General features: G+C 34.8%; 21 protein-coding genes. 7 read left to right on the top strand and 14 right to left on the bottom strand.

Annotated elements, in window-relative coordinates:
- Window positions 1–36: 36 nt before the first annotated feature.
- The 4 genes from V7P73_RS11955 to V7P73_RS11970 all read right to left on the bottom strand — a co-directional run bounded on the left by V7P73_RS11955 (window position 37) and on the right by V7P73_RS11970 (window position 5,408).
- Entirely contained in the window at window positions 37–624 is a 588-nt protein-coding gene (locus V7P73_RS11955) for an HD domain-containing protein (protein ID WP_333853988.1), read from the bottom strand.
- Between the two features lie 102 nt (window positions 625–726).
- Window positions 727–1,419: a dipeptidase PepE gene (pepE, locus tag V7P73_RS11960; protein WP_333853990.1), complete on the bottom strand. Its 693-nt coding sequence runs from the start codon at window positions 1,417–1,419 to the stop codon at window positions 727–729.
- A gap of 225 nt (window positions 1,420–1,644) precedes the next feature.
- On the bottom strand, window positions 1,645–2,835 hold the full coding sequence (locus tag V7P73_RS11965) for a hypothetical protein (RefSeq protein WP_333853992.1): 1,191 nt from the start codon (window positions 2,833–2,835) through the stop codon (window positions 1,645–1,647).
- Window positions 2,836–2,864: 29 nt separating this feature from the next.
- A complete protein-coding gene (locus tag V7P73_RS11970) occupies window positions 2,865–5,408 on the bottom strand; it encodes a TonB-dependent receptor domain-containing protein (RefSeq protein ID WP_333853994.1) in 2,544 nt (847 codons plus the stop codon).
- Between the two features lie 284 nt (window positions 5,409–5,692).
- Between V7P73_RS11970 and V7P73_RS11975 the strand changes: the two genes are divergently transcribed.
- The 4 genes from V7P73_RS11975 (at window position 5,693) to V7P73_RS11990 (ending at window position 8,689) form a co-directional block, all read left to right on the top strand.
- Entirely contained in the window at window positions 5,693–6,247 is a 555-nt protein-coding gene (locus V7P73_RS11975) for an L-threonylcarbamoyladenylate synthase (RefSeq protein WP_333853996.1), read from the top strand.
- Window positions 6,248–6,521: 274 nt separating this feature from the next.
- Entirely contained in the window at window positions 6,522–7,943 is a 1,422-nt protein-coding gene (locus tag V7P73_RS11980; RefSeq protein ID WP_333853998.1) for a CCA tRNA nucleotidyltransferase, read from the top strand.
- A gap of 1 nt (window position 7,944) precedes the next feature.
- Window positions 7,945–8,271 (top strand): hypothetical protein, encoded by a 327-nt coding sequence (locus V7P73_RS11985; RefSeq protein ID WP_333854000.1) that lies wholly within the window; start codon window positions 7,945–7,947, stop codon window positions 8,269–8,271.
- Window positions 8,249–8,689, top strand: coding sequence for a hypothetical protein (locus V7P73_RS11990; RefSeq protein ID WP_333854002.1), 441 nt, complete (start codon window positions 8,249–8,251; stop codon window positions 8,687–8,689). The genes V7P73_RS11985 and V7P73_RS11990 overlap by 23 nt, the downstream gene beginning before the upstream one ends.
- On the opposite strand, the gene V7P73_RS11995 is transcribed toward V7P73_RS11990, so the two are convergent.
- The 6 genes from V7P73_RS11995 to V7P73_RS12020 form a co-directional block, all read right to left on the bottom strand.
- The gene (locus tag V7P73_RS11995; protein ID WP_333854004.1) at window positions 8,690–9,415 is read right to left on the bottom strand and encodes a LytR/AlgR family response regulator transcription factor; all 726 of its coding nucleotides are present in this window, start codon (window positions 9,413–9,415) and stop codon (window positions 8,690–8,692) included.
- 107 nt (window positions 9,416–9,522) lie between these two features.
- Window positions 9,523–10,548 (bottom strand): sensor histidine kinase, encoded by a 1,026-nt coding sequence (locus tag V7P73_RS12000; RefSeq protein WP_333854006.1) that lies wholly within the window; start codon window positions 10,546–10,548, stop codon window positions 9,523–9,525.
- Window positions 10,549–10,703: 155 nt separating this feature from the next.
- Window positions 10,704–11,921: an ABC transporter permease gene (locus V7P73_RS12005; protein ID WP_333854008.1), complete on the bottom strand. Its 1,218-nt coding sequence runs from the start codon at window positions 11,919–11,921 to the stop codon at window positions 10,704–10,706.
- Window positions 11,922–12,576: 655 nt separating this feature from the next.
- Window positions 12,577–13,314 carry an ABC transporter ATP-binding protein gene (locus V7P73_RS12010; RefSeq protein ID WP_312824531.1) on the bottom strand — a complete coding sequence of 246 codons (738 nt, stop codon included), beginning with the start codon at window positions 13,312–13,314 and terminating at the stop codon, window positions 12,577–12,579.
- 101 nt (window positions 13,315–13,415) lie between these two features.
- Window positions 13,416–14,669: an efflux RND transporter periplasmic adaptor subunit gene (locus V7P73_RS12015; protein WP_333854012.1), complete on the bottom strand. Its 1,254-nt coding sequence runs from the start codon at window positions 14,667–14,669 to the stop codon at window positions 13,416–13,418.
- Window positions 14,670–14,774: 105 nt separating this feature from the next.
- Window positions 14,775–16,079, bottom strand: coding sequence for a TolC family protein (locus V7P73_RS12020; RefSeq protein ID WP_333854013.1), 1,305 nt, complete (start codon window positions 16,077–16,079; stop codon window positions 14,775–14,777).
- A 176-nt stretch (window positions 16,080–16,255) separates the two neighbouring features.
- On the opposite strand from V7P73_RS12020, the gene V7P73_RS12025 reads away from it, so the two are divergent.
- The 3 genes from V7P73_RS12025 to V7P73_RS12035 all read left to right on the top strand — a co-directional run bounded on the left by V7P73_RS12025 (window position 16,256) and on the right by V7P73_RS12035 (window position 20,223).
- Window positions 16,256–17,050, top strand: coding sequence for a thymidylate synthase (locus tag V7P73_RS12025; protein ID WP_333854015.1), 795 nt, complete (start codon window positions 16,256–16,258; stop codon window positions 17,048–17,050).
- Window positions 17,051–17,135: 85 nt separating this feature from the next.
- Window positions 17,136–17,579, top strand: coding sequence for an IS200/IS605 family transposase (gene tnpA / locus V7P73_RS12030; protein WP_312824535.1), 444 nt, complete (start codon window positions 17,136–17,138; stop codon window positions 17,577–17,579).
- 133 nt (window positions 17,580–17,712) lie between these two features.
- Window positions 17,713–20,223 (top strand): M1 family metallopeptidase, encoded by a 2,511-nt coding sequence (locus V7P73_RS12035; protein ID WP_333854017.1) that lies wholly within the window; start codon window positions 17,713–17,715, stop codon window positions 20,221–20,223.
- Between the two features lie 443 nt (window positions 20,224–20,666).
- Here V7P73_RS12035 and V7P73_RS12040 read toward each other — a convergent pair whose 3' ends face one another.
- From V7P73_RS12040 to V7P73_RS12055, 4 genes are all read right to left on the bottom strand, one after another.
- Complete coding sequence (locus V7P73_RS12040) at window positions 20,667–21,335, bottom strand: YceI family protein (RefSeq protein WP_333854020.1); 669 nt, start codon at window positions 21,333–21,335, stop codon at window positions 20,667–20,669.
- Window positions 21,336–21,515: 180 nt separating this feature from the next.
- Window positions 21,516–22,286, bottom strand: a complete 771-nt coding sequence (locus V7P73_RS12045; RefSeq protein ID WP_442896970.1) for a TIGR02757 family protein — start codon at window positions 22,284–22,286, stop codon at window positions 21,516–21,518.
- Window positions 22,287–22,447: 161 nt separating this feature from the next.
- Entirely contained in the window at window positions 22,448–24,094 is a 1,647-nt protein-coding gene (gene pafA / locus V7P73_RS12050; protein WP_333854022.1) for an alkaline phosphatase PafA, read from the bottom strand.
- A 235-nt stretch (window positions 24,095–24,329) separates the two neighbouring features.
- On the bottom strand, window positions 24,330–26,480 hold the full coding sequence (locus tag V7P73_RS12055; RefSeq protein ID WP_333854024.1) for an outer membrane beta-barrel protein: 2,151 nt from the start codon (window positions 26,478–26,480) through the stop codon (window positions 24,330–24,332).
- Between the last annotated feature and the right edge of the window lie 108 nt (window positions 26,481–26,588).

A 26,588-nucleotide genomic window follows, 5' to 3' on the forward strand; every position in this document is an offset into this window, starting at 1 on the left:
ACGCTTCCAAATTGGAAGCGTTTTTTGTATAATGTTTCAAGAAAATTTTTTCTCATCAAAACATTTTTTCATCAATAATTGGAAACAATCTCCCATATCATCTGAAGCTCTGCAAATAGCATTTTCTAACATATTTCTAACCTGCTTTTCTGTAACGCCAGCTTCTGTCCAGCTTTTACCAGATGTGTATGTATTGAGAATAAAGGGCATCATCCTATCAATAGCACAAGCGAAAATAGCATCGGGTGTTTCTTCTTCTTCAAATTCTATCCAAAGATTGTAGAATTCTGATGACAATGGTTCATCCAAAATTCCGAATATTTTTTTTGCGGCGAGTTTTTCTCTTTCGAACTTACCTTTCATCCCTTCTTCATCAAACAGGAAAGTGTCGCCTGCATCTATCTCTACCAAGTCGTGAATGGACAACATTCTGATAACTCTCAACGAATTAATTTCTGTATTGTTTTTGGCATAAGGAAAAAGAATCTGAGCTAATATGATGATCTGCCAGCTATGTTCCGCAGTGTTTTCTCTTCTGGAATCGTCTGCGTTGTAATTTCTCCTTTGTACATTTTTCAAGGCATCTACTGCCAAGATGAAATCTATTTCTTTTTGGATTTTCATTTTAAATGATGATTATAAAGTACCAATATATCGGAGCTTCGCTCCTTTGGATTTTTGTATCAATTATATTCTAACAGTATGTCGCAACTTCGTTGCTAAGAATCACAATTGGGTTTCGGGCTCCACTTCGTAAGGCTCTTTTCCTTTTTCAAAGATTCTTGTGAGTTCTGAACCTTCGACAGTGATTTTGTCATTGATTCTTCTAATCCAGTTACCTTCTCTCAGTCCAACCACTTTGATATCATTTTGAGTCAGGAATTCTTTGATTCTGGTTTCTCTTGTTTCTCCGTTGTGTTTGACTTCTGGATTGGGGTCGAGGTAATGTGGATTGATATTGAAAGGAACAAGTCCCATACAATCGAAGCTTGATGGATAAACAATAGGCATATCGTTAGTCGTTTTCATATTGATTCCGCCGATGTTGCTTCCTGCACTACAACCAAGGTATGGTTTTCCTGATTCTACATTTTGTTTCAAAACATTCATCAAGCCTAATTCGTGGAGTGTTTTCACTAAAAGGAATGTGTTGCCACCGCCTGTGAAAAAGGCTTTGCCTGAATTAATAGCTTCTTTTTTATCATCAAACTCGTGAAGACCTCTAACATTGATATTAATTGTCGCAAAAAATTCTTTTGCTTTGGCTGTATAATCTTCGTGGGAGATTCCGCCTGGTCTTGCAAAGGGAATGAATATTAACTCATTAATACCATTAAAAAGACTCTGAAGTTCTGGCTTGAGATATTCTAAATATTGACCACCGAAAAGTGTGGATGTGGATGCGAGGATGATGTTCATTGGTGGATGTTATGATTTGCTTGCAACAAATTTCGGAAAATGTTTTGTTTTTTGAATGCTCCAGACGCTAGAATATAACTTATTAGCTGCTACAATATTATTTCCAGGTGCAAGAATATAACTTACGGAAGCTCCAATATTAAATAAAAAACCTGCAGAGGACCTGCAGGTTCAAAAATTTTTTTGATTGATATGAAGAAAAAAGAATTTTTCTAGATTAGGATCTTACAATCCTGACCATCCGTTTGCCCAAGATGGTGTAGATGTACCGCTACCTGCCCCAGTTGCATTAGCATTTTCTGTATAAGTTCCTTCAGCAGCTGGCTGTGCTGTAGATCCAGATGCAGAAGCAATTGTCACAGCTTTTGTAATTACATTATCGAATTTGATATTTGTAAATTTGTTTTTACCATTAAGTAAAGCAACAGACTCATCGTGTTGAATTGTAATGGCATTAGCCCATCCTGAAAAAACGATATTATCTAATGTTGCACTAGTTCCTTCTCTGAAGATGTTTGTTCCTACACCTTCTGTATCACTAGTTGTATATCCAATAAACGTTGCGTTTTTGATTGTAGGATTTGATAATGGTGAAGCAGATCTGTTTTTTGAATTGTTATCAGCTTCAATCCCTCTGTTTCCTACAGTTGCAGAAGTTCTTTTTGTAAAGATGTTTGTAGCAGTACCATTCCAACCTTCTGTCCAGTCCAAAGCGTCATCATCATTATTAACAGAAACGATATTACTAACATTAACAGTTCCTCCGAAGAACTCGATACCATCATCAGCACCATCTATAACTGATACACCATCAATTTTTGTTTTGTTTCCAACACCAAATAAAGAAAGACCATTATATTCTTTAGTATCGTTGAATCTCGCACCAGCATATCTTATTTGTGTATAAGTAATAACTCCACTATCATCATCTGCAATTGCACCTCCGTATGTTAAATTTGCAACTTCTGATGTTGCAGATCCACCTGCAGTAGCACTAGCATTGATCGGTGCTTTCCCACAGATTACGATACCACCCCAATCTGCTTTTTTAGCAGTTGTAGAAGAGAAAACTACCGGACTAGAAGCTGTACCGTTGATATAAATCTTACCTCCTTGTGCTACAGCAACGTATGTAGATGTTCCACCAACACAATTGATTTTAGTTCCTGCAGGGATAGTCAATTCAGCTCCATTATTTACGATAACAGCACCTGTCATTGTGTAAGTTTTTGTAGCATCAAGAACCAATTTATCTCCTGAGTTAAGAGCAACTTTGAAATTGTTTGGGTCGATATTTACATTACTTGGGTTAGGAACAACTTCTGTATCATCGTCAGACGAACAAGAATTGAAAACTGTAACTGTCGTTAAAGATAATGTGCAGATAATAATTGCACTTGAAAAAAACTTTTTCATTTCGATTTATTTTTATAGATTGATTTATATTAAAATTTGTATCCTACATTGACTCCGATAATTTGTCCTCTTTTGAAATTGTAGATTTCTGAGTTTAGTAAATTTTGCTGCACTCTTTTGATTTCAGGATTTAGAAGGTTTTTGAGAGAGATTCCAAAATCTATATTGTTTTTGAATCTTAGTTTGGCTGTAAAATCTAACATATTGATAGGTTTCTGTTCTATATTACCACTTCCCAAGGATCCAATTGAATATATATAACTTCCTACATAAGAATAAGAGGCTACCAAATCCAACTCGCTTCCGCTATTCCATTTATGATTAAGTCCTAAATTGGCATTACCTACAAAATCTGCTGCACCTTGCAACTTATCTTCTTTGGTGTCAAAACTTACAGTAAATACGCTACTTCCTGAACGAGGATCATAAGTATCTTTGGTTACCTTATCACCATCTAACTCTGCTTTAGAATTCATATAGGTTGCGTTGATGAATGTGTAAAGCTTTGAACCATTACCAAAGTTGAAAATGTCTTTTCTAATTTCTGCTTCTATCCCATATACATAAGCCCAGTCACCAGCATTAAGGTAAGAGAGTACCTGATCCGAAGAATTGATAAGTGTTCTGGAAATAGGATTTTGAATGTATTTTCCGAAACCAGATAATGAAATAACCTCCCCAGATTTTGGAAAATACTCCCATTTTAAATCTAAGTTGTTATTATCCGAAGGTTTCAAGTAATAATTGCCCAACGTTGTTTCGGTAACATCTATATAAAGATAAGGTGCCATTTCCTTTAGCTGAGGTAGAGTATAAGTTCTGGAAGCAGCTAACCTAATGTTTTGTTTATCGTTTATAGAATATTTTAAATTGAAAGCAGGCAAGAATTTGTTGTATACTTTTTCAATTTCGTTGATTGGCGTATAGTAGTTAACGTTCCACTCTATGAATTGCCTAACACGATCATATCTAACACCTAACTGTGCCATAAATTTATCCGAAAATTTGTAATCTATATTTGCAAACCCAGAATTAACATCCTGATTACCATTATAAATTATAGGTTGTAATTCTGTTGAAAGCCCAAAACTACTTGTAATGTCAAAAAAACCTTTTGCATAATTATAAGAATTGAAAATAGCATCAACATTATTTGGATCTGTTATTCTAATAGGGTCAGAAACATCATTTCTCCATTTGAAATCCATTTGTCTTGACAAAAATTTTCTTTCTTTGAAACGTCCTTGATAACCTGCTGCAATTTTTGCTTGATCATTCAAATTATAATTAAGCGTTAGATTACCAGTATATTCTTTATCATCCAAGTTATCAAAATAACGGTTGTTGAGTCCTGATTCTCTAGTTGCACTATAAGAACCATCCCCATTACTCACTAAAGTGTTAGTAATCCTATCAGGTCTTTGACTATTAAGATAATTGTAGCCCGCTATCCAGTTGATTGAGAATTTATCTGTCAGTTTATGATCTCCTCCTAATTGATTAACTAATGTATTAGTTACTTTATAGTCCGCTCTTCTTACGTATGCACCGCCATCTTCTGCATAATCTCTGATTTTCCCTTCATAGATTTTTGCCTCTTGATTGGTAGAATGGATGTAGTTTGTAATCCACTTCAACTGATGATTAGAATTTATTTTGTAGAACAAATTCAACATACCAGTAGTATTGGTTGTGTAAGAATATTTTTGAACTTTATTATATTCTTTAAACATTGTTTCTCTACCAAATTGGCCTTCAGAACCTTCTCTATATGTAAAATCGTTGTTAAAGCCTACATAAGCATAGGTATTAAGTCTCCCTTGCTCGCCTACTTTGAAAGATTTACCAGCTTGCAAATTCAGACCCGTATTAATTGGCATTGTCATAGAAGGACCAAATGCATCTTTGAAGTTCCAACTCGTTTTATAGTTATAAGCAGCAAGAGCATTAGCCGGAACTTTCTGAACTTTGGTTCCAAAGTAATTAGGCCCATCTTGCAATAAGAATTTATCTGTTTTAGAATTTTGAAGGTTATAACCACTCTCCATTCCCAATGTAATAAAACCTTTACCAGAATATTCTTTAGAAACAATATTGATATTTGCACCACCAAAATCACCTAATAATCTTGGGTTGAAAACTTTTTCTAGAGAGATATAATCAATGATATCAGTTTTCAGTAATGACAAATCAATGTTTTTATTTTCTGGATCATCTGACGGAATTGGCAGACCGTTCATTGTAGTTGCATTATAACGGTCTAGAAGTCCACGTACAGAAATAGTATTACCACCTTCTTGTTTTACTGTTCCAGTAGCTTTGGTAACAGCAGTAGCAACATCACCAACTCCTTGTTTGGATAATTGGGCTGCTCCTACTCTTTCGATAATCTCAGCTGATTTTCTCTGAGTTGCGATAATGTTGGATTCGCTACTTTTTTTAGTGTTTCCTATGATTTTAACTTCGTCGATTTTCTTTTCACCCTTCAGAGTATCTTGGGTATTTTGTGCCAACAAAAGAGACATTGGCATACAAAGAAACAAAGCACTAATGCTTATGGTTTTTGCTTTCATTTTTTTCTTTCCTTTTTCTTCGTTGCCAAAGAAATGATATGGAAAGCAATCGTAATGTATAAGAATTTTTAAATAATCTTTAATTAAGCATTACGAAAATCAGGGTTATGTTAAATCAAGTTTAACAGGTTAATACTTTTTAAAAATCTGTTCATTATTTGTTAAATTTGCAATAGATAATTTTATCTGAAATTTTCAATCAAAACAAACAAATAATTGAAAATCAATATTTTAAAAATCTTAACAGACATTAATATTTGATTTTCCCCAAAATTTGCACCCAAATGGATTTAACTCAGGCAATAGAAACTTTACAATCCGGCGGAACCATACTTTACCCAACAGATACAATCTGGGGAATCGGTTGTGATGCGACCAATCCGGAAGCGATTAAAAAGATATTCGATATCAAAAAAAGAGAACAAAACAAATCTCTTATTATATTAGTAGAGTCCGAAAAAAGATTGCAGGATTTGGTAGACGTTCCTGAGATGGCTTGGCAAATCATCGATTTGAGTGAAAAACCCGTAACCATTGTTTATGAAAACCCAAAGAATCTTCCAAAAGAACTCTTAGCTGAAGACGGAAGTGTCGGAATCAGAATCGTAAAAAATGATTATTGCAAAAAACTGATTTCAAAACTCAACAAACCTTTAGTTTCAACTTCAGCTAATCTAAGTGGGCAAAAATCTCCAATGAAATTTAGCGATATCTCTGAGGAAATAAAAAATTCGGTTGATTATATAGTAGAAGACAATCACGATAAGGTTTCAGAATTTTCTGGTTCGTCTGTTATCAAAGTCTGGAACAACAACCAAATCAAAATCCTAAGAGAATAAAAAAACCGGCGGATGATCTTTTACAAAACCATCCGCCGGAAAATAAACTATGAAAAAAAACTACTTTTTGTATTATCTCTTATCGCAAGAAAAATACCAATACTATATATAGGACAAAATAGCTTGTTTTTTAGATTTGATTTCCTATCAAAAGTCAAAATGTCTTGAATTTCAGAATATTGACTTTACACAATTGATTATTTAAGTCAAATTTTTCAAAAAACTTATCTTTGCGACTTAATCATTGACTCTTTATTATTAAAGATTTTTTTTAATGTTCATCAACCTCAACCAAAATAAAAACCTCAAACTTTTCAAAATCATTTCTGAAGTCGCTGGCAGAAACGGACAATCTGTTTATGCTGTAGGCGGATTCGTAAGAGATTTGCTGATGAAAAGAAAAGCACCAACCGACATCGATTTTGTTACAGAATCCAGCGGAATAGAACTCGCAGAAAGCATCGCCAAAGAAATCGACCCAAAAACAAAAGTGGCGGTTTTCAAAACTTATGGAACAGCGATGTTTAAATATAAAGATTTGGAACTGGAATTCGTTGGTGCTAGAAAAGAAAGCTACAGCGAGGATTCCAGGAAACCTTCTGTTGAAATTGGAACTTTGGAAGACGACCAAAAACGCAGAGATTTCACGATTAATGCAATGGCGATTTCTCTTAACAAAGATAATTTTGGAGAACTGATTGACCCTTTTGGCGGAATGCAGGATTTGTCTAATAAAATTCTGAGAACGCCTTTGGAACCTCATCAAACTTATTCCGATGATCCTTTGCGGATGATGAGAGCAATTCGTTTTTCCACCACTTTGGATTTCGATATCGAAGAAAATTCTTTGAAAGCGATTAAAGAAGAAGCTGAGCGAATGAAAATCGTTTCAATGGAACGGATTATGGTTGAGTTCAACAAAATAATGCTTTCCGACAGACCTTCCAAAGGTTTAAAATTATTAGAAGAAACTGGACTTTTGAATTACATTCTTCCAGAATTGATTGCTCTGAAAGGCATCGAAGATATTGATGGACAAACGCATAAAGACAATTTTTATCACACGCTAGCAGTTGTAGATAATATCTCTGAAAATACAGATAAACTTTGGTTGCGCTGGTCAGCTTTGCTTCACGATATTGGAAAAGCGCCGACTAAGAAATTTGTTGAAGGAACTGGCTGGACTTTCCACGGTCACGAGTTTGTTGGTTCGAAGCAAATCAAAAACATTTTCAAACGTCTGAAGCTTCCACTTGGAGCCGAACAAAAATATGTTGAAAAATTGGTAAGAATGCACGCACGACCAATTGCATTGATTACAGATGATGCTTCGGATTCCGCATTAAGACGATTACTTTTTGATTCTGGAGAAGATATGGAAGACCTTTTCACGCTTTGCAAATCAGATATCACAACTAAAAATTATTCTAAACAAGCTCGTTTCAAAAAGAACTTCGAGTATGTTGCAAAAAAAATAAAAGAAGTTGAAGAAAAAGACCAGGTTAGGAATTTTCAACCACCAATTTCAGGTGAAGAGATTATGGAAATGTTCAACCTAAAACCTGGAAAAGAAATTGGAATCCTGAAAGAAAAAGTAAAAGAAGCTATTCTGGAAGGCGAAATCAAAAATGACAAAACAGAAGCGAGAGAATTTGTAATTGCTGAAGGAGAAAAATTGGGATTAAAACTATTATAAAATGTTTTTAGGGCAATTTGATTATATCATATTATTAATTATTTTTATTTTTAATATTGGAATTTGGAAATACAAAATAATTAAAAACAGCAACCGTGTTTTTTACTTAGTTATTTTTCTGTTATTTGGATTTACAATTCCATATTTCTCTATTGATTTTGAAATACAAAAAGTCACTAAAAATCTTAAAGAAATTGACAGCTTTACTTTATTATATACATATTTTAGGTTTCCTATTTGGTGGTTTTTGGGAATTTTAGAAATAATCTATTTAAGATATCAAATAAAAACTTTAGAGACTATCGATGGACAAAACAGAATTAATTAAACTAATCAATCAAAAACTCTCCGAAAAAATCCAGAATTTCGAAAAACTGATTGCTGAAACCCGAGCTTCCAACAACGATACAAAAAGTTCAATGGGCGACAAATACGAAACCGGAAGAGAAATGCTTCAGCAGGAAATCAATAATCTGCAAGTTCAGCTGAATGAAGTTATGAAACAGCAAGATTTTCTGAAAACAATTCTCATAAAAACTAATGATAAAGCTGAGAAAGGAGCGATTGTAAAAACAGAAAGAGGATTATTTTTCATCTCCATTTCTTTAGGCGAAATCACTTTTGAAAATCAAAAAATCATCTGTATTTCTCCTGAATCTCCTTTGGCAAAAGCAATGAATGGGAAATTGAAAGATGAAACTTTTTCTTTGAATAATATGAATCAAAAGATTATAGATATTCAGTAATTACAAACTTTTCCCGCCAATATATTCCATCAAAGAATCTTTGTAATTCGGAGCAATAGCGATTTGTTCTTTTCCAATGACGATGTGGTTTCTTTCGATTGCTTCGATTTTGTCAAGGGCGATAATGTAAGAACGATGAATCCTCATAAAATTATTCGAAGGCAATTCTTCCTCCAGTTTTTTCAAACTCATCAAAGTCAAAATTGGTTTCGGATTGTCTTTCAGATAGATTTTCACATAATCCTTCAAGCCTTCGATATAAAGGATTTCTGAGAAATTGATTTTAATTTGTTTATATTCTGATTTTACAAAGAAAAACTCCTGCTTTTTTTCAGTTTTTGAGGCAGAAACTGGTTGCTGAGATTCAAAATAATTTCTTGCTTTGGTAGAAGCATTCAGGAATTCGTTATAATCAAAAGGCTTCAACAAATAATCCAAAGCATTTACTTTATAGCCATCAATTGCATATTGATCAAAAGCAGTTGTGAAAATCACTCGGCTGTTTTGAGGAAGTAATTTTGAAAATTCCAGACCTGTCAAATCCGGCATTTGAATATCAAGGAAAAACAAATCAATATCTTTATTTTCTTCCAAAATCTGCATCGCTTCAATTGCGTTGTTGCATTTGGCTTTCAGTTCCAGAAAAGGCGTTTTCAGGACATAACTTTCTATTAAGTTCAAAGCCATTGGTTCGTCATCGGCAATTAGACAGGTTATTTTTTTCATTTTTAATTATTCTTTCGAGTCTTATCATTCTGAACGAAATGAAATGTAGTGAAAAATCTAATTATTAATGTCGAGATTCCTCGTTCCTCGGAATGACAAAATTCTAATTATTTCGTTTTCAATTTCACTTCTGCGATGTACATCCCGTCGTTTAGGCAATGATGAAATTCGTGTTTTTCGGGATAAAGCAAGTTAAGTCTTTTTTTCAAATTTTCAACGCCGATTCCCGAACCGCTTTTGTCAGCATCTGTTTTTGGGAAATTGGAATTGGAAGCTGTAAACTGAATTTCGTCATCCAAAACTTCCATTTTAAAATGAATATCCGAAGGCTGTGTTGCAGAAACGCCGTGTTTAAAAGCATTTTCTACAATCGATATAAACAGCAACGGCGCTACTTCAAGATTCGGAATTTTTGTTGGAAAATTGGTGTAAACTTTCGTTTTGTCATTTAATCTGAGTGACATCAACTCGATATATTTATTCAAAAACTCGATTTCTTCGGAAAGATTGATTTTCTCAACATCGGTTTTGTATAAAAGATGTCGCATCAGTTTACTCAAACTGTGAATGCTCTGTTTCGCTTTTTCGGAATCAAAATCAATTAACGAATAAATATTATTAAGTGAATTAAAGAAAAAATGGGGTTGTAACTGATATTTAAGATGTTGAAGCTCAGACTGCAATTTGATATTATCCGCTTCGATTTTCATTTCTTCCGCTTTTTGCATTTTTTTACCGGCATTGATGGCAATCGAAAACGCAACAGGAATCAAATAAATCAGAAAATCGAAAAAGTAACGCAAAGCTTCTGGCGGACGTCTTCCTGGCATTTTTGGACGGTCAGGTTCCAACCATTCGAAAATCTGACCTTTTACGTAAATCAATAAAATCAAAAGAACTGTATTTGTAATGAAAAACCAGATTTTTTTATCCTCAAAAAGCCATTTGACAATGATAAAATAATTGAGATAAAATATAATCGCAAGGAAAAACAGCTGCAACCAAAAGTGTCTGAAAATCGCACTCCAATCCGTTTCTGAACCAATCGTAAAAGCAGCCGGAAGGAAGAACAAAACCAGCCAAATCAAAAGATGAAGGCTGATTTCTAGGTTTTTATTTTTAAGGTTAATCATTGTAAATTATTGATTTTCAAAATTTAAACTTATTCAATCCTTTAAAAATTGAGGATTTGTGAAAGTTTTGAAGTAGTGAATTTAAGATTTTTTCCAGCATAATTCTTTTTCATTTTTAAAATTACTAACAACTATAAACCAGCAACTGCCAACAATTATTCGTATCTCAACGCATTGATTGGGTCGCTCTGAGCTGCTTTTCTCGCAGGATACCAACCGAAGAAAACACCTGTAATCGTACAAACTACAAAAGAAATCACAATAGAAATCATCGTCACACTTACCGGCCAACCAGCGAATTGTTGGATACAAAATGTCGCAATCAGTCCGATTAAAACACCGAGAACTCCGCCTGTGATAGAAATCAAAACTGATTCTATTAAAAATTGCATCAAGATATCATTTCCTTTGGCACCGATTGCCATTCTCAAACCAATTTCTTTGGTTCTTTCTTTTACGGAAACGTACATAATATTCATAATTCCGATTCCACCGACGAGTAAGGAAATACTTGCGATTGCCACCAAAAGTATCGTCAACATTTCGCTGGTTGAACTAAACATCGAGATGATTTCCTGCTGTGAAGAAACATTGAAATCATTGTCTTCATCAGGTTTTATCTTGTGTTGGTTTTCCATTATGGATTTCACTTCGTTAACCGCAGCTTCAGAATCTTCTTCGCTCAAAGATGAAGCGACAATAGACTGAAGATAAGTTTGCGCCAAAATCCTTTTCTGAACAGCTGTATAAGGGGCAATGATAATGTCGTCCTGGTCTTGCCCAAATGTGTTTTCGCCCTTTTCTTTCAAAACGCCAATCACTTTGAACGGAATATTTTTGAAACGAATCATTTTCCCAATCGGGTTTTCATTCGGGAAGAGATTTTCCTGAACGGTTTTCCCGATAACAGCAACTTTCGCATACGATTCGATGTCGTCTTCTGTGAACATAGAACCTTCATCTACGCCCCAATCTCGGATTTTCAGATATTCCGGAGAAGCGCCATAAATAGAAGTTGGCCAGTTGTTGGAACCCGCGATACTTTGTCCGCTTCCATTGACCAAAGGCGAAATTTCTTTGATCAATTTTGCCTGAGATTTCAAAGCGTTGTAATCTGCCAAAGTCAAAGTCTGCATGGCCGAAGGGTCGGAACGAACCCCGCCCATCATTCCTGCACCTGGACGAATCGTGATGAGATTAGCACCCATACTGGAAATATTATTCTTGATGCTTTCTTTGGAACCTTCTCCAATTGCCAACATCGCAATAACGGAAGCCACACCAATGATGATTCCGAGCATTGTCAACATTGCTCTGGTTTTGTTGAGGAGAATGGCTTTCCAAGCTATTTTTAATAAATTGGTGAAATTCATTTTCTTGATTTTTGTTTTTTAACGCAAAGTCCGCAAAGATTTTTTTACAGTCTCCTGTTTTTAAGTTCGCAAAGGCGTTACACTCAGCGAAGAAAAATAAATCATTTTCTCGCAGATTTTTTAGATTTTGCAGATTTATTAAATCCGTTTTAATGATATTTTTTGTTTTAATAAAACTTTTCGCAAACCTGACTTCTTCATTATTCTTTTCATTGTCGGGTTCATTTTTTCTGCTTCAATTCATCAACATTTTCGTCTGCATTGTAGGTTTGCAAAAAGTTCACAACATTAATACCTCTTTATTTTTTTAAACTATGATTGAACTATCATTTTAATTTTTAAAACTTTTGTAAACCAGCCTCTTCATTGTCTTTTTCATTGTCGATTTCATTTTACTTCTTCATTGCATCTGCATCTCTGTCTGCATTTTAGGTTTACAAAAGTTTACTTCATTAATCCATCTTCATTGGTTTCTAAATATATCTGAAAAAGTTTATTATTTCGTTGAATCTCTCGCAGCCCGACTTGAGCGGAAATCCTTTTTTGCCAACCTTCAAGTTCTATTGAATCTGAAATCGTCTTGCAAAAAAGATTGGGAGCGGAAGGCGGATTAAGCTGCCCAAACCTAACGCAGTGGTTCGACAAAGTCAAATCATTATTCTGCTTTTGGAAGTTTTAATAATTCTTCTTTGGCAATCAGTCGGTTTTCTACGGCTTTGTCTTCTTTAATTAATCCGTCCCGCAAAATCACGGTTCGCTTGCTGAATCTCGCAATATCGTCCTCGTGTGTTACGAATCCAATCGTGATTCCTTGGTCGTTGAGTTCCTGAAAAAGATTCATCACTTCGTAGGAAGTTCTGGTATCTAGATTTCCTGTTGCCTCGTCTGCCAAAAGGATTATTGGATGATTGACCAAGGCTCTCGCAATCGCAACTCTCTGCTGTTGTCCGCCTGAAAGCTGACTCGGAACGTGTCCCATTCTGCTTTCCAAACCGACTTGTTTCAAGGCTTTCACAGCGCGCTCCCTTCTCTCTTCCGCCGACACTTTGGAATTGTAGAGCAAAGGCAACTCTACATTTTCCAGCGCACTGGTTCTAGCTAATAAATTATATGATTGAAATATGAATCCGATTTTGGTATTCCTGATTTCCGCCAGTTGGTTTTTGTTTAAATCTTTGACCAAAACGCCGTCCAGTTCATAAGTTCCAGAAGTTGGCTGGTCGAGACATCCTAAAACATTAAGGAATGTTGATTTTCCAGAACCGCTGGTTCCCATAATCGTCACAAATTCGCCTTCGTTGATGGTCAAATCGATGCCTTTCAAAGCGTGAACGATTTCGTCGCCCATTTTGAATTCGCGTTTTAGGTTTTCTATTTTGATGATGGGTTTCATTGTAGTTGTTGGTTTACAGTTGATGCTTGTTGGATTTCTTTAAGTTTGAGATTTGAAGTTTGAAGTTTCTGTCAACTATCAACCGACAACTCTCAACTCAATTAATTCGGTGGACCTTGGTTTGAACTAGACTTTTTGTTGTTATTATTTGGTCTTTTCGGCATAAATGGGCTGCTTCCTTCTTCACTAGAACTTGCGACCGCCTCAGTTTGTTCCTCAAGTGAGCTTACAATTTGTTCATTTCCTGAAAGTCCACTTACAACCTGAACATTGATTCCGTCATTGATTCCGATTGTGATTAATTTCTGGGAAAGACTTCCGTCATTATTTTTAATCCAAATGTATTTTTCTTTGCCTTTGCCGGTTTTGATTTCAGGAATTTTTGCCGTGATTTGGTTTTGCTGATAATATTTCTGCAAAGTTTCCGTATCAGGACTGAAAGCAATTGCCGAAGCGGAAACTGTATCGATATCTTTTAATTCCTGAGTGAAAATCGTAATAGTTGCTGTTAATCCTGGTTTCAATTTTTGTTCGGGATTGTCTGCATCGATGATTACCGTGTAAGTCACAACATTCGATTCTGTAGTTGCCGACAAACGAACCTGACGAACACGACCGCTGAATTCTTCCTGTGGATAAGCATCAACTGTGAAACTCACTCGCTGACCAACTTCAACACCGCCGATATCGGCTTCATCTACATTCGCTTCAACCTGCATTTTTGTGATGTCTTTTGCAATCGTGAATAATGTCGGAGTCGTCATACTAGCTGCAACAGTTTGTCCTTCTTCCACTTCTCGGCTTAGGATAATTCCGTCAATCGGAGCATAAATATTAGCATAACTCAAATTGGTTCTCGCTTGCGCCAATGCCGTTTTTCTCTGACTTACCGTTTCCTGAGAATTTTTAACCTGATAAGCTGCCTGTTCGTAATCTGCTTTGCTAATCACTCCAGATTTATACATATTGTTTTGACGATTGTAATTCTGTTGGTAATAATTCAGCTCGTTCAGCGATGCATTATATTGAGCTAAACCATTGTTCACAGATTCCTGAAGATTGGTTTTGTCCAATTCTGCCAAAAGCTGACCTTTTTTCACGGGAGAATTGTAATCTGCATAAATGTGATTGATAATTCCTGAAACCTGCGTTCCGACATCAACCTGGTCTACCGGTTCTACTGTTCCGGTTGCGGTAACAGAAGTTGTGACATTCTGTTTGGACAATTTCACGGTCTGAACGGCGATACTCGCTTTTTTCTCTGTCGTAAAATATTTGTATCCGAAGAATACGACAATTGCAGCAACAAGAACAATAATGGAATTTTTGAAGTATTTTTTATATTTTGGATTCATAATCTTGATATTTTTGATTTTATTCTTTCCCGGACCCTAAAGGGTGGAATAAAATCAATTTGCTCCTTTTAGGGTTGGGGCAACAAATTGATTCTTGTTAATTTATTAATTAGCAGTTAGTGTTTTCCCTTGATAAAAATTCAGTAACTGAGTGTACAAAACTGCCATATATTTTGACTGAAGATACGTTTGCTCATTCGTCAAATAAGTGTTTCTGCTTACAGCCAATTCCGTAGTTGTCAAACCTCCGAATTCATATTTTTTACTGGCTAAATCATAAGCGAGTTTTGCATTGTCTCTCGCTACTTTAGATGATTTTTGCTGAGCTTGATTAGCAATTGCGTTCTGCCAAGCTGTTTCAATGGATGAATACAACGTTTTGCTTGCATTGATTTTATCGAGTTTATTTTGTTGGATATCGATTTGAGCTAGTTTGACATTCGTATCATTTTGCTTTTTCGATAAAATCGGAATGTTCAGCGATAAACCAACTGATTTGTTGAAATTATTCTTGATTTGATTAAAATAACTGTAATCCTGAGTGCTTGTAAAACCTGTATTCAAGCCTGCAGTTGCAGAAAGTGTCGGTTTGTAACCTGCTTTTGTGATTTCAAGTGCTTTTGCAAGAATCTCATTTTGAGAATCATAAATTTTTAAATCAGGAAGATTTTCTATGGCTTGAGCAAAAACCTGTTGCTTATCTGGAATGGATTCCATTAAATCGGTCAGTTTTATCTTTTCAATTTGAAAATCAACACTTGGGTCGAGTTCTAATAATTGTTTCAATTTTAAAACCTGCTGATTGCAAAGAATTTCGCTGTTCACAACCGTATATTGATTCTGCGCATCCTGAGTTTCAACATCCGCCAAATCTAATTTTGAAATGGCTCCATTTTTAAATTTAGTCTGAGTCAGTTTTAATTCCTGAGCGGAAGAACTTGCCGTATATTTTGCGCTTTCGATTCCTTCATAATAATATAAAGCTTGTAAGTAAGCATTCAAAACATTCAAAACGATATTGTTTTCAGCTTGTTTCTGATATAATGAAGACTGGTCGAGAATCATTTTGTTCTGTTCAATTTGAAGATTCAGTTTATTCCCCTGATAAATCGTCATATTTCCACTCAACCCGAAACTATTTAATAAAATATTCTGATTCACAAATGAACTCGTAATCGGGTCGATACTTGAACCATTCGTCAAACCAAGCGATGAAGAACCGTAGATTGTCGGAAGCTTGTTATTTTTCTGCTGTTGATAATTCAAGGAAGCAGTCGTCTTGTCCAAAACCGTTTTCTTCACGGTAATGTTGTTTTCCACAGCGTAATCAAGGCAATCCTCAAGCGTCCATACTTTTTGAGACGGAGCAAGGATTCCGATGAAAAGCGTTATGATGAGATATTTTTGCATTGTTCGTCTGTTTTACGGGAACAAAGTTGTTCCATATAGAAAATAATATCAAATCTAATAGACAAACCGAGGGATTTTATAGAAGTACCAATTATTTTTGTCGCTTTTTATTTTATTAATTAAGGAAATTTCAATTAAAAATTCTTTATTTTGTAATCCAATTATTAGCTTTCAAAATGCAAAACTACCTTGATTTACTTCAGCATATTTTAGATAACGGAACCGATAAAACCGACAGAACAGGGACGGGAACACGCAGTATTTTTGGCTACCAATTACGTTACGATTTGTCGAAAGGCTTTCCTTTGGTAACGACAAAAAAGGTTCATTTGAAATCTATTATTTATGAATTGCTTTGGTTTATCAAAGGCGAAACAAATATAAAATATCTGAAAGACAATGGTGTTTCAATCTGGGACGAATGGGCGGATGAAAATGGAGACTTAGGTCCTGTTTACGGCGCCCAATGGAGAAGCTGGAGCGGAGCCGACGGAAAAGTAGTTGACCAGTTTTCTGAAGTCATTGAGCAAATCAAAAAAAATCCGGATTCGCGAAGATTAATAGTTTCCGCTTGGAATGCTGCTGAAATCCCAAATATGGCTTTGGCTCCTTGTCACGCTTTATTTCAGTTTTATGTAGCTGACGGAAAATTATCGTTGCAATTGTATCAGAGAAGTGCAGATGTTTTCCTGGGTGTTCCTTTTAATATTGCAAGTTATGCGCTTTTATTGATGATGGTTTCGCAGGTTACAGGATTGGAAGTTGGCGATTATGTTCACACTTTTGGTGATGTTCATATTTATAATAATCATTTTGAGCAGGTTAACAAACAACTTTCAAGAGAAACAAAACCTTTACCAACAATGAAACTGAATCCAGAAATCAAAGATATTTTTAATTTTGATTTTGAGGATTTTACGTTGGAAAATTATGATCCACATCCGGGGATTAAAGCGCCTGTGGCGATATGATTTTTGTTTGAAATATTAATAGAGGTGGGCTTTAGCCCACTTTCTTGATTAATAAAAATAATGGCTTTAGCCGAAATTATGCAGTATGCCTTTCATCAAAATTTATATTCATTTAGTTTGGTCAACTTATCAAAGATTACCACTTCTCAATACAAAGGAATTGAGATACAAGGTATGGAAGCACATTAAAGAAAATTCAAAAGAAAAGGAGATTTTCATTGATAGTATTAATGGTTTTTCAGACCATTGTCATTGTTTAATATCTCTTTCATCAAATCAAAATATAGAAAAAGTTGTTCAGCTTTTAAAAGGAGAATCTTCATTTTGGATTAATAAAAATCAATTGATTCCAAATAAATTCCAGTGGCAGAAAGAATATTTTGCTGTTTCTGTTTCGGAATCTATGGTGGATAAAGTCAGAAACTATATTAACAATCAAGAGTTACATCATCAAAACAAGACTTACGAACAAGAATTTAATGAGTTCATCACAAAGCATCAATTTAATTCAGATAATGATTTTGGCTAAAGCCATTTTGAACAGTTTACATTGAAAACGGGCTAAAGCCCGCCCCTATTGATAAATATTTTGCACTGTAACAATCCTTTAAGAATCAAGACTTATAAAACTTTAAAATAATCAACGATACAAATTCGTAAGAATGAAAAAAATATTCATAGCTGCACTTTTTCTAGGTGCCATTTTTAATTCAAATGTTGCTTTTGCACAAACAGAAACTTCAGGGAGAAATGTTCCTTATAGAGCAACACATACCAAAACTACAGAACTTAAACATACCAAACTGAAAGTCAATTTCGATTATCAGAAGGAACAAATGAACGGTGAAGAATGGTTGACCGCAAGTCCATTTTTCTATGCAACCAATGAATTAGTCCTTGATGCAAAGGGAATGTTGATTCACGAAGTTGCTTTGGATAAAAACGGTTCTAAGTCACCTTTGAAATTCGATTATAAAAATGATGAACTGAAAATAACACTTGATAAAACTTATCAAAAGAATCAGGATTACACAGTTTACATCAAATACACAGCGCGTCCAAACGAAGTAAAACAAGCTGGAAGTGCGGCAATCAATGATGCAAAAGGTCTTTATTTCATCAATGCTCAAGGCAAAGATCCGGATAAACCAACTCAAATCTGGACTCAAGGTGAAACAGAATCTTCATCGGCTTGGTTCCCGACAATCGATAAATCAAATCAAAAAACTACTCAGGAAATCTATATGACTGTTCCTGATAAATATGTTACCCTTTCCAACGGAATCCTGAAAGATTCTCAAAAAGAATCCGGAAATCTGAGAACAGACCATTGGGTGATGGATAAGAGACATTCTACTTATCTTTTCTTTATGGGTGTTGGAGAATATGCAGTTGTGAAGGACAAATGGAGAAATATTCCTGTAGATTATTATATCGAGAAAGAATATGAGCCTTACGCAAAACAGATTTACGGAAACACTCCCGAAATGATTGAGTTTTTCTCTAAAAAATTAGGCTACGATTATCCTTGGGCAAAATATGCGCAAATCTCTGGAAGAGATTATGTTTCCGGAGCTATGGAAAATACAACAGCAACGCTTCACGGAAGTGATATTCTTCAAAAGCCTGGACAACTCATCGATGAGAATAAATGGGAAGACACTATTGCGCACGAATTATTCCACCATTGGTTTGGAGATTTGGTTACGGCAGAAAGCTGGAGCAATTTGACTGTTAACGAATCTTTCGCCAATTATTCAGAATATCTTTGGAACGAATATAAGTATGGAAAAGACCAAGCAGACTATCATCAGATGGAAGATGTAGGTCATTATATTCACAATCCTGGAGATTTCAAAAAAGATTTGGTAAGGTTTGATTATGCTTCTCGCGAAGATGTTTTTGACCTTGTGACTTATCAGAAAGGTGGAGGAATTCTTCATATGTTGAGAAATTATCTTGGCGACGATGCATTTTTTGCAGGAATTACGGATTATCTAAAAACTTACGAATATCAAAATGCAGAAGCTCATCAATTAAGATTGTCTTTCGAGAAAGTTTCTGGAAAAGATTTGAACTGGTTCTTTAATCAATGGTATTTTGAAAGCGGACACCCAAAATTGAATTATACTTCAACTTATGAACCTGTAAAGAAACAAGTAACTGTTGTTATCAATCAATCTCAAGATCAGCCTTTCGAGTTTCCTTTGGCAATCGACGTTTATGATAATGGAAAACCAAAGCGTTTCAATGTTTGGGTAGATGCAAAAGCTAAGAACAGTTTCACTTTTGATTCTTCTAAAACACCAGATTTAATCAATATCAACGCAGACGGAATTCTGGTTGCAGATGTTACCGATTCTAAAACTCCTGAACAAAACTTATTACAGTTTACAGGTTCGAAAGAATTAAAAAGTAAATATGCTGCTTTGGAAGGCATTGAAAAAGCCGATGCAAAAAACCCTGCCGCTATCAAATTGTTTTCAGCAGCGCTGAAAGATCCTTTCTTCAGAATCAGAGAACAAGCTTTGGAGCAAATTGATTTAACAATTCCTGAGCAGGCAAAAGCTTTGACTGCTGATGTAGAAAAATTAGCTTCCAACGACCCTAAAACTTTGGTTCAGGCAGCAGCAATTTCAGCTTTAGTGAAAACTAAAAATGCTAAGTACAGTTCTATCTATGAAAAAGGTCTGAATGCTGTTTCTAATGCTGTAAAAGGTTCTTCATTAGCAGGAATTGCAGAAATAGATCCAACAAAAGCAGCAACATCTATCGAGAAAATAGATTTGGATGGCGCGTCGGATGATTTGATTTCTAAATTGCTTCCAATCATTGTGAAGAATAAAATTGAGAAACAAATGCCTGCTATCGGAACAACTGTTGCTTTCTACCCTTTCATTAAATTTCAGGATCCAACGCTTGGTAAATCTGCTGAGGAAGGCTATAACTGGATTATGAGTTCTGACAACCTGAAAGCGACTGAGAAAGTCACCAAAGTTTTGGTTCAGGCAAAATCTCAAATGCCGGATAATCCTCAAGTAAAAATGATGATTGTACAAATGCTGAAAGATGGATTGAACAAGAAAATGGAAGTTCTGAAAAACAACCCAAACAGTCCAACAATTAATCAGCAGATTGATGCTATTAATAAGACGATTGAAGCTTTTAAGTAAAACTAAGTTATCCACAAAAAAATGTGGATAAGTATGAAATTTTAACATTCAGTTTACATTTCGTATTGTTTTTCTTTCTAAATTTACAATAGAGATTTAGGAAATGAACACAAAATTTGCTTTTGACCCAATCGGAATTACTCAAATTAAATTTGATATAAAAATTTAAAGGATAGCATTGTCGGCTGTCCTTTTTTTTTGTTGTTTAACTAAAAAAATGAGATGTTTTTATCTACTGAACCGGCTTCTAAAGAGTCGGTTCTTTCATTGCAAAAACTATTTAAAATTCATTAAAAATAATTTTCTCGCAGATTTTTCTGATTAAGCAGATTAATTCAAACTCTTGCATCTGCAAAATTTGCTCAATCAGCAAAAGTTCAAAATACTTTACAAAAAAAGACTGTCTCTTTCGAAACAGTCTTTCTTTTCATTTTCAGAATTTATTATTTAGCTGCATTTACATTGATACCAATTTCGATGTCTTTGCTAATCATCCATTCAGCCGGGTCCGTTTCATCAGTCCCGAATTTGATTCCCCAATCTGCTCTGTTTACAGTAAATTTAGCCTCAACACTAGCTTTACCTTCAGCAACAGTTACTTTCGCAGGGAAAGAAACGTTAAGCGTTTTTCCTAACAATGTCAGGTTTCCGCTCACAGTTTTGTTCGCTCCAGCAACCGCATCTTTTGGAAGTTCTCCAGCCAAATCCGTCACAGCAGTGATTTTGAAATCAGAAGTTGGTTGTTTCTCAACATCAAAGAAATCAGCACTTTTCAAGTGTCCTTCCAAATCAGCCGGCTTTTTATCAGCTTCAGTTACAGACGCAGGGTCAACTTTCAAAGTTGTCATATCGATTACTAAATCTCCAGAAGTTACCGCATCATTTTCAACTGTAATTTCTCCAGATTTCAAGTTAAGAGTTCCCCATCTTGGTGCAAAACCTCCTTTGTGAAAAGCTTTCCAATCTACTTTTGATGTTGCTAAATCTACTTTGTACGCTTCACCAGTTTTTGCCGCAACTTCCTGTGCGTCTTTTACTGTTTCTTTTTTGTCGTTACAAGCTGTAAACATCAAAGCAGCGCCTGCCAATGCTAATACTGTTAATTTTTTCATAGATAATATTTTAAATTAATATTGTTTTTCTTGCAGCAAAAATAAGACCTTAAATCTTGACCTCGCATTGATGTACATCAAGAAACGTTTTTTAACCACAAAGGCACAAAGTTTTTCACAAGGTTCACAAGTTAAATAGTTGTGTTCGTAGTGAGACTTTTGTGTCTTTGTGGTTAAACTCTATTCAAATTCTTTGGAAACTCCCAATCCAAATAATGCAAAATCATAAACCGCTGGGTCATCAGCATTATATTTTCTAAGAATTGAATCCAATTCTTCAACTGCTTTCCAATCGTTTTGTTTTCTGGTTAAAATTCCTAGTTTTCTGGAAATATTTGCGGTGTGAACATCTAGAGGAACTGATAAAAACTTTGGGTCAATCTTTTCCCAAATTCCAAAATCGACGCCTTTTTTATCTTTACGAACCATCCAACGCAGAAACATAATCAATCTTTTGGAAGCCGAATTTTTGTAAGGCGAACTCACGTGTTTTTGCCCGCGATGTTGTTCGGAAATGAAGTGATTTCTGAAACGTTCGATAGAGTGAGAGAAATTGATTTCGTTTTCATTAATTATAAAAGCATTTTCCAGACTTTCAAACTGATTATAAATTCGTCTAAAATTCTTGAGAAAGAAAATAAAATCTTCGTGATTGAAAGTTCTATGAATCGCTTTGTGTGGAATTCTTTCCAAATCAGAATATGTAAAATTCATTACAAAATCATACGGCGAATTCCCCATCAATTCCATCATTTTGTTCGCATCATTGATAATCGATTTTCTATTTCCCCAAGCGATACTTGCAGACAAAAATCCGGCAATCTCGATATCCTGCTTCAAAGAAAAACGATGCGGAATCTGAATCGGGTCATCAGTGACAAAGTCCGGAGAATTGTAGAGTTCTGCCTTTTCATCCAGCAAATCGAAAATATCTTTTTCTTTCAAATTCATAATCAAGTGCAAATTTCTAAAAAAAATGTCATCCTGCAAGAATCTCTACAAAGGCTGTTGAGATTCCTACGGAATGACAATATTGTGTTTATATTTTTTTTAAAAATGAAGAAGAGAATTAAAATCTAACTTCTAGATTCTAGCATCTAACTTCTACTTTTTTATCTTCCAATCACTTCTGTAATTGGGTTTCCAACATTACCACTAGGGAACTGAATGTGCAACAAAGCAGAAACAGTTGGCGCAATATCCGTCATAAAATAAGGCTTATTACTTTCTCCTTGATTAATTCCCCATCCCATAAAAATCAATGGAATATGAGCATCGTAAGAATTCCAAACGCTGTGCGTTGTTCCTTTTTTAGCATAAGTTGGAAGCATAGAATCGTGAGAAATCAATTGGATATCGCCACTTCTTTCTCTATTGATTCCGTTGATAATTCTTTGTTTAATCGGTTCCGGAATTGTAGCTTCCTGAACTTTTGTTGTAGAAACTGCGTATAAAACTGTCGGGTCTTTTTCTAATTCCTGAATCGTAAAACTTTTAATTTCTTCAAGATTAAGTTTATTGTCTGCAATTAGCTTTCTATCAAAATAGATTTGGTAATTATCCACTCCATTAATTAGTTTATCAACTCCAAATTTTTCTTTCAACTTTGCAGTCATATTTTTCTCCATTCCTTCGCCAAAGAAGCCCGTTGCTATTTTATGTTCTTTCAAAAAATCAACAGAATGCGCTCCTCCGTGGTCTGCAGAAAGGAAAACTGTATATTGTCCTTTACCAACCTTGTTATCAAGATATTTGAAAAAATTAGCTAAATCTTGGTCCAATCTCAAATAAACATCCTCAACCTCGATGGAATTTGGACCAAATTTGTGTCCTGCATAATCTGTTGACGCAAGATTAATGGCTAAAATATCTGTGACACTATCACTTCCCAACTTTTCGCCTTCGACAGAAGCTTCAGCCAACTTCAAAGTCAACGTATTTCCAAAAGGTGTATATCGGATATTATCTTTTCTTGATTGGTAATCTGCGGGTAAATTAGTGTAAGGAAAAGTTGGTGTTTTTGCACTTCCCAACAAGCCTTCCCAATCAGAATTGTCCGGAGAACTTTCTGTATATTGATTAATTGGCAACAATGTGTTCCAACCATTCGCTACCAATTTATCTGGAAGATTTTGGGAATTGAATGACTTTATCCATTCTGGAAGGTCATTCATATAATAAGTACTCGTAATGAAATTTCCAGAGGAATCATCAAACCAAAAAGCGCCCGTTGGTGTATGACCGGCCGGCAAAATAGAAGCTCTATCTTTCAAAGAAACACCTATTACTTTGCCTTGAAAATTGGTTGCCAATCTCAGCTCGTCTGTAACTGTTGTTGACCAAAGATTCTTTGGAGAATGACTTCCTACTTTTACGTTGGTCGTTCCAACAGGTTTTACACTTTCGTCCGTTGTACAATAGACATTTTTCCCAGTTTCTTTATCTGTCCAGTCATTTCCGGCAATCCCGTGAATAGCAGGAACAGAACCTGTGTAAATGGATGTATGACCCAAAGCAGTTACCGTAGGAACATAAGGAATATGAACATTGTTAAGCGAATATCCGGAACTTAGAAGTCTTTTGAAACCATCATTCCCGAATTTGTTATAATAACGATAAAGATAATCCCACCTCATCTGGTCTACTACCAAACCAACTACTAATTTTGGTCTTTCCAGTTCTGTATTTTTTTTCTTCTGTGCATTTAGGGTGACTACAGACAGAAAAGCAACTGTTGCAATCGTAAAATTCTTTAACATTTTAAAAACTTTTTATTGATTCCAAATTTACGGCTTTCAAAAGTTTTGGGATGTGAAATTTTTATTAAAGTTTTTTTCTGGAAATTTAAACGCAAAGAGCGCAAAGATTTTTTTGAACTTATAGAAAATATTTTTAAGGTTCGAAAAGACATTTCACTCAACAAAGATTTTCGATTTATCTATAACAAAAAGGAACGAGCAATTGCCCGTTCCTTTTTAATTTATCATTGAAAATTTATTTACTTCCGCCTGAGTTTTTCTCGACATCGGTTTTGGTATTTTCTTTTACTTTTTGGTTCCCGAAACGTTTTACGAATGTGAGTGAGAATCCGAACCAATCCCATTTGTTGGTACTTTGGAAAGAACCAATTGGGCTGAACGTTGTGGTGTTCATCGATGGTCTTTTGAAAATATTCATCAACTGTAAACTGGTTTCGATTTGTGAAACTGGGAAAATTTTGGTCACTGAAATATTATGGAAGAAATTGTATTGATTGGCAACAGAGTTTCCATAATTCTGATTATCAACACTCATCCAAGCACTTAGATTAATATTTTTATTAAACAAATTGGTGTAAGACAAATTGGTTGAACCTGAGAAGAAATTGAGATAATTATTTGTGCGATCTAATTTATTTCTCGTATTAAAATCACTATTATCCGTGTAAGACCAACCTAAACTCAGATTGACATTAAGTTTATTTTTGATAAAATTCTGATTAGTACTGGCAGAAAGGTAAAACTTCTCTACTTTGCCTTTGAAGTTATCCGGAAATGAAATAGTTTCTAAACGATTATTTCGAGTTTCTTGTGTATAACTTGTCCAATAATCCTGATCTGTAAAAGTATATCTCGCTGAAAGGAAATATTTTTTATAAAGGCCAAATTTCAAACCAATTCTATCGCTTGGATTTGGTAGAAGATTGACATTTCCTTTATAAAAAAAACCATTATTTCCTGGCATTTCAAAATCATTAAACTCAGAGTACCAAGGTCTCCAAAGGTTGTGATTGTAGGTTAAACTCAAATCATAATTTGGTGTAAAAGCATATTTTACCAATAAATTGGGTAACAAAGTTCCATAAGAATCTCTTCTGGTCTCGTTTCCGTTTTGACGAATTTTGTAATCAATATATTCGTAACGAAGTCCAACTCTTGTTTCAAGTTTTTCAAAAAATGTCTTACTGAAATTAGCATAGAGAGAATTCAGATTTTCTGTGTATTGGAATTGATTCACATTTGCTGAAGGAATATTTTCAGTAATCACAAAATAATCATTTGGAATGACGTTATTGTTAAAATTTATTTTACCGCCAACCTCAAAACTTCCGCCCTTTCCAAGTGGCGATGTATAATCAACTTTTACAAAATAGTTTCGGTTTTGATTATAATTAGCAAAATTCCTCAGGTCGGTAATTACCTCGGATTGGTCTTTTCTCGTAAAATCCGTCGTGCCTTTTTCCGAATCATAGTTAATCCCCAGATTGACATCCAAAATTTTGTTTTTTTGCTTATCGTAATATTTGTAGAACAAATTGGTTCCCAAAGTATTACTATTGGTTCGCCCGAGAATATCTTGAGAAAAAGAATTAAGCAAAACATCATTCAGATAATTATTTTCAAAAGAAGCAGATTCCGAAGTACGATTCCCACGGAAATATTCTACAACAAGACCAATGTTATTTTTATCATTCAGTTCAAACTCTGAGGTTGATGACAATGATGGATTTCTTCCTGTATATGTACTCTTAGAATCAATAGTACTTACCGAATTATCTGCGTAAAAAGTGTTTCTGCTGGAAGTCTTTGTAATAAAAACATTATCGCTGTAACTTCCTGTAAAAGTCTGAGTAAAATTCTTTTTGTGATAATTCAGATTCAAACTTCCGTATTGGCTGTTTTTCGTATTCTGATTATTAGTAAGAGAAATACTTCCCTTCAAACCTTCGTCATCTCGTTTTTTAAGAACAATATTGATGACAGATCCAGAAGCTTCATACCGAGAAGAAGGACTTGTAATAACTTCAATTTTTATCAGGTTGTCTGCAGGAATTGTTTTGAGATATTCTTTCAGTTCCTTACCCGTGAAAACCGATTTTCTATCGTTGATATAAACCGTTACAGATTCTCCTTCTGCCCTCACATTATCATTGTTATCAATGCTAACCAAAGGCGTCATTCTCACGATATCCCAAGTTGTATTTCCTGCCAAAACAGAGGTGTTTTCAACATTAAAAACTGTTCTATCGGCTTTGCTTTGAACCGTTGGTTTTTTGGCAATCAAAGTCACAGATTCTATTTCTTTTGATTTTATAGTATCTTGAGTGGATTGGGCTAATAATAAAGTAGTTGAAAGTAATCCTAAAGAGGAAAAGAGTAATTTCATAGTTTCGTTTTGCTTATAAGACAACAACCTTAACATATTTGTTACATCGAAATTCAATTAAATTTATATTAATTCGAATTTTAATTAAATTTGGAAAAACAGATTATT

Source organism: Epilithonimonas sp. (genome assembly GCF_036780765.1).
Taxonomy (GTDB): Bacteria; Bacteroidota; Bacteroidia; order Flavobacteriales; family Weeksellaceae; genus Epilithonimonas.

Excerpts from the sequence above, each read along its gene's own strand:
- V7P73_RS11955 (WP_333853988.1), bottom strand. The coding sequence starts at position 624 with ATGAAAATCCAAAAAGAAATAGATTTCATCTTGGCAGTAGATGCCTTG.
- pepE (WP_333853990.1), bottom strand. The coding sequence starts at position 1,419 with ATGAACATCATCCTCGCATCCACATCCACACTTTTCGGTGGTCAATAT.
- V7P73_RS11965 (WP_333853992.1), bottom strand. The coding sequence starts at position 2,835 with ATGAAAAAGTTTTTTTCAAGTGCAATTATTATCTGCACATTATCTTTA.
- V7P73_RS11970 (WP_333853994.1), bottom strand. The coding sequence starts at position 5,408 with ATGAAAGCAAAAACCATAAGCATTAGTGCTTTGTTTCTTTGTATGCCA.
- V7P73_RS11975 (WP_333853996.1), top strand. The coding sequence starts at position 5,693 with ATGGATTTAACTCAGGCAATAGAAACTTTACAATCCGGCGGAACCATA.
- V7P73_RS11980 (WP_333853998.1), top strand. The coding sequence starts at position 6,522 with ATGTTCATCAACCTCAACCAAAATAAAAACCTCAAACTTTTCAAAATC.
- V7P73_RS11985 (WP_333854000.1), top strand. The coding sequence starts at position 7,945 with ATGTTTTTAGGGCAATTTGATTATATCATATTATTAATTATTTTTATT.
- V7P73_RS11990 (WP_333854002.1), top strand. The coding sequence starts at position 8,249 with ATGGACAAAACAGAATTAATTAAACTAATCAATCAAAAACTCTCCGAA.
- V7P73_RS11995 (WP_333854004.1), bottom strand. The coding sequence starts at position 9,415 with ATGAAAAAAATAACCTGTCTAATTGCCGATGACGAACCAATGGCTTTG.
- V7P73_RS12000 (WP_333854006.1), bottom strand. The coding sequence starts at position 10,548 with ATGATTAACCTTAAAAATAAAAACCTAGAAATCAGCCTTCATCTTTTG.
- V7P73_RS12005 (WP_333854008.1), bottom strand. The coding sequence starts at position 11,921 with ATGAATTTCACCAATTTATTAAAAATAGCTTGGAAAGCCATTCTCCTC.
- V7P73_RS12010 (WP_312824531.1), bottom strand. The coding sequence starts at position 13,314 with ATGAAACCCATCATCAAAATAGAAAACCTAAAACGCGAATTCAAAATG.
- V7P73_RS12015 (WP_333854012.1), bottom strand. The coding sequence starts at position 14,669 with ATGAATCCAAAATATAAAAAATACTTCAAAAATTCCATTATTGTTCTT.
- V7P73_RS12020 (WP_333854013.1), bottom strand. The coding sequence starts at position 16,079 with ATGCAAAAATATCTCATCATAACGCTTTTCATCGGAATCCTTGCTCCG.
- V7P73_RS12025 (WP_333854015.1), top strand. The coding sequence starts at position 16,256 with ATGCAAAACTACCTTGATTTACTTCAGCATATTTTAGATAACGGAACC.
- tnpA (WP_312824535.1), top strand. The coding sequence starts at position 17,136 with ATGCCTTTCATCAAAATTTATATTCATTTAGTTTGGTCAACTTATCAA.
- V7P73_RS12035 (WP_333854017.1), top strand. The coding sequence starts at position 17,713 with ATGAAAAAAATATTCATAGCTGCACTTTTTCTAGGTGCCATTTTTAAT.
- V7P73_RS12040 (WP_333854020.1), bottom strand. The coding sequence starts at position 21,335 with ATGAAAAAATTAACAGTATTAGCATTGGCAGGCGCTGCTTTGATGTTT.
- V7P73_RS12045 (WP_442896970.1), bottom strand. The coding sequence starts at position 22,286 with ATGAATTTGAAAGAAAAAGATATTTTCGATTTGCTGGATGAAAAGGCA.
- pafA (WP_333854022.1), bottom strand. The coding sequence starts at position 24,094 with ATGTTAAAGAATTTTACGATTGCAACAGTTGCTTTTCTGTCTGTAGTC.
- V7P73_RS12055 (WP_333854024.1), bottom strand. The coding sequence starts at position 26,480 with ATGAAATTACTCTTTTCCTCTTTAGGATTACTTTCAACTACTTTATTA.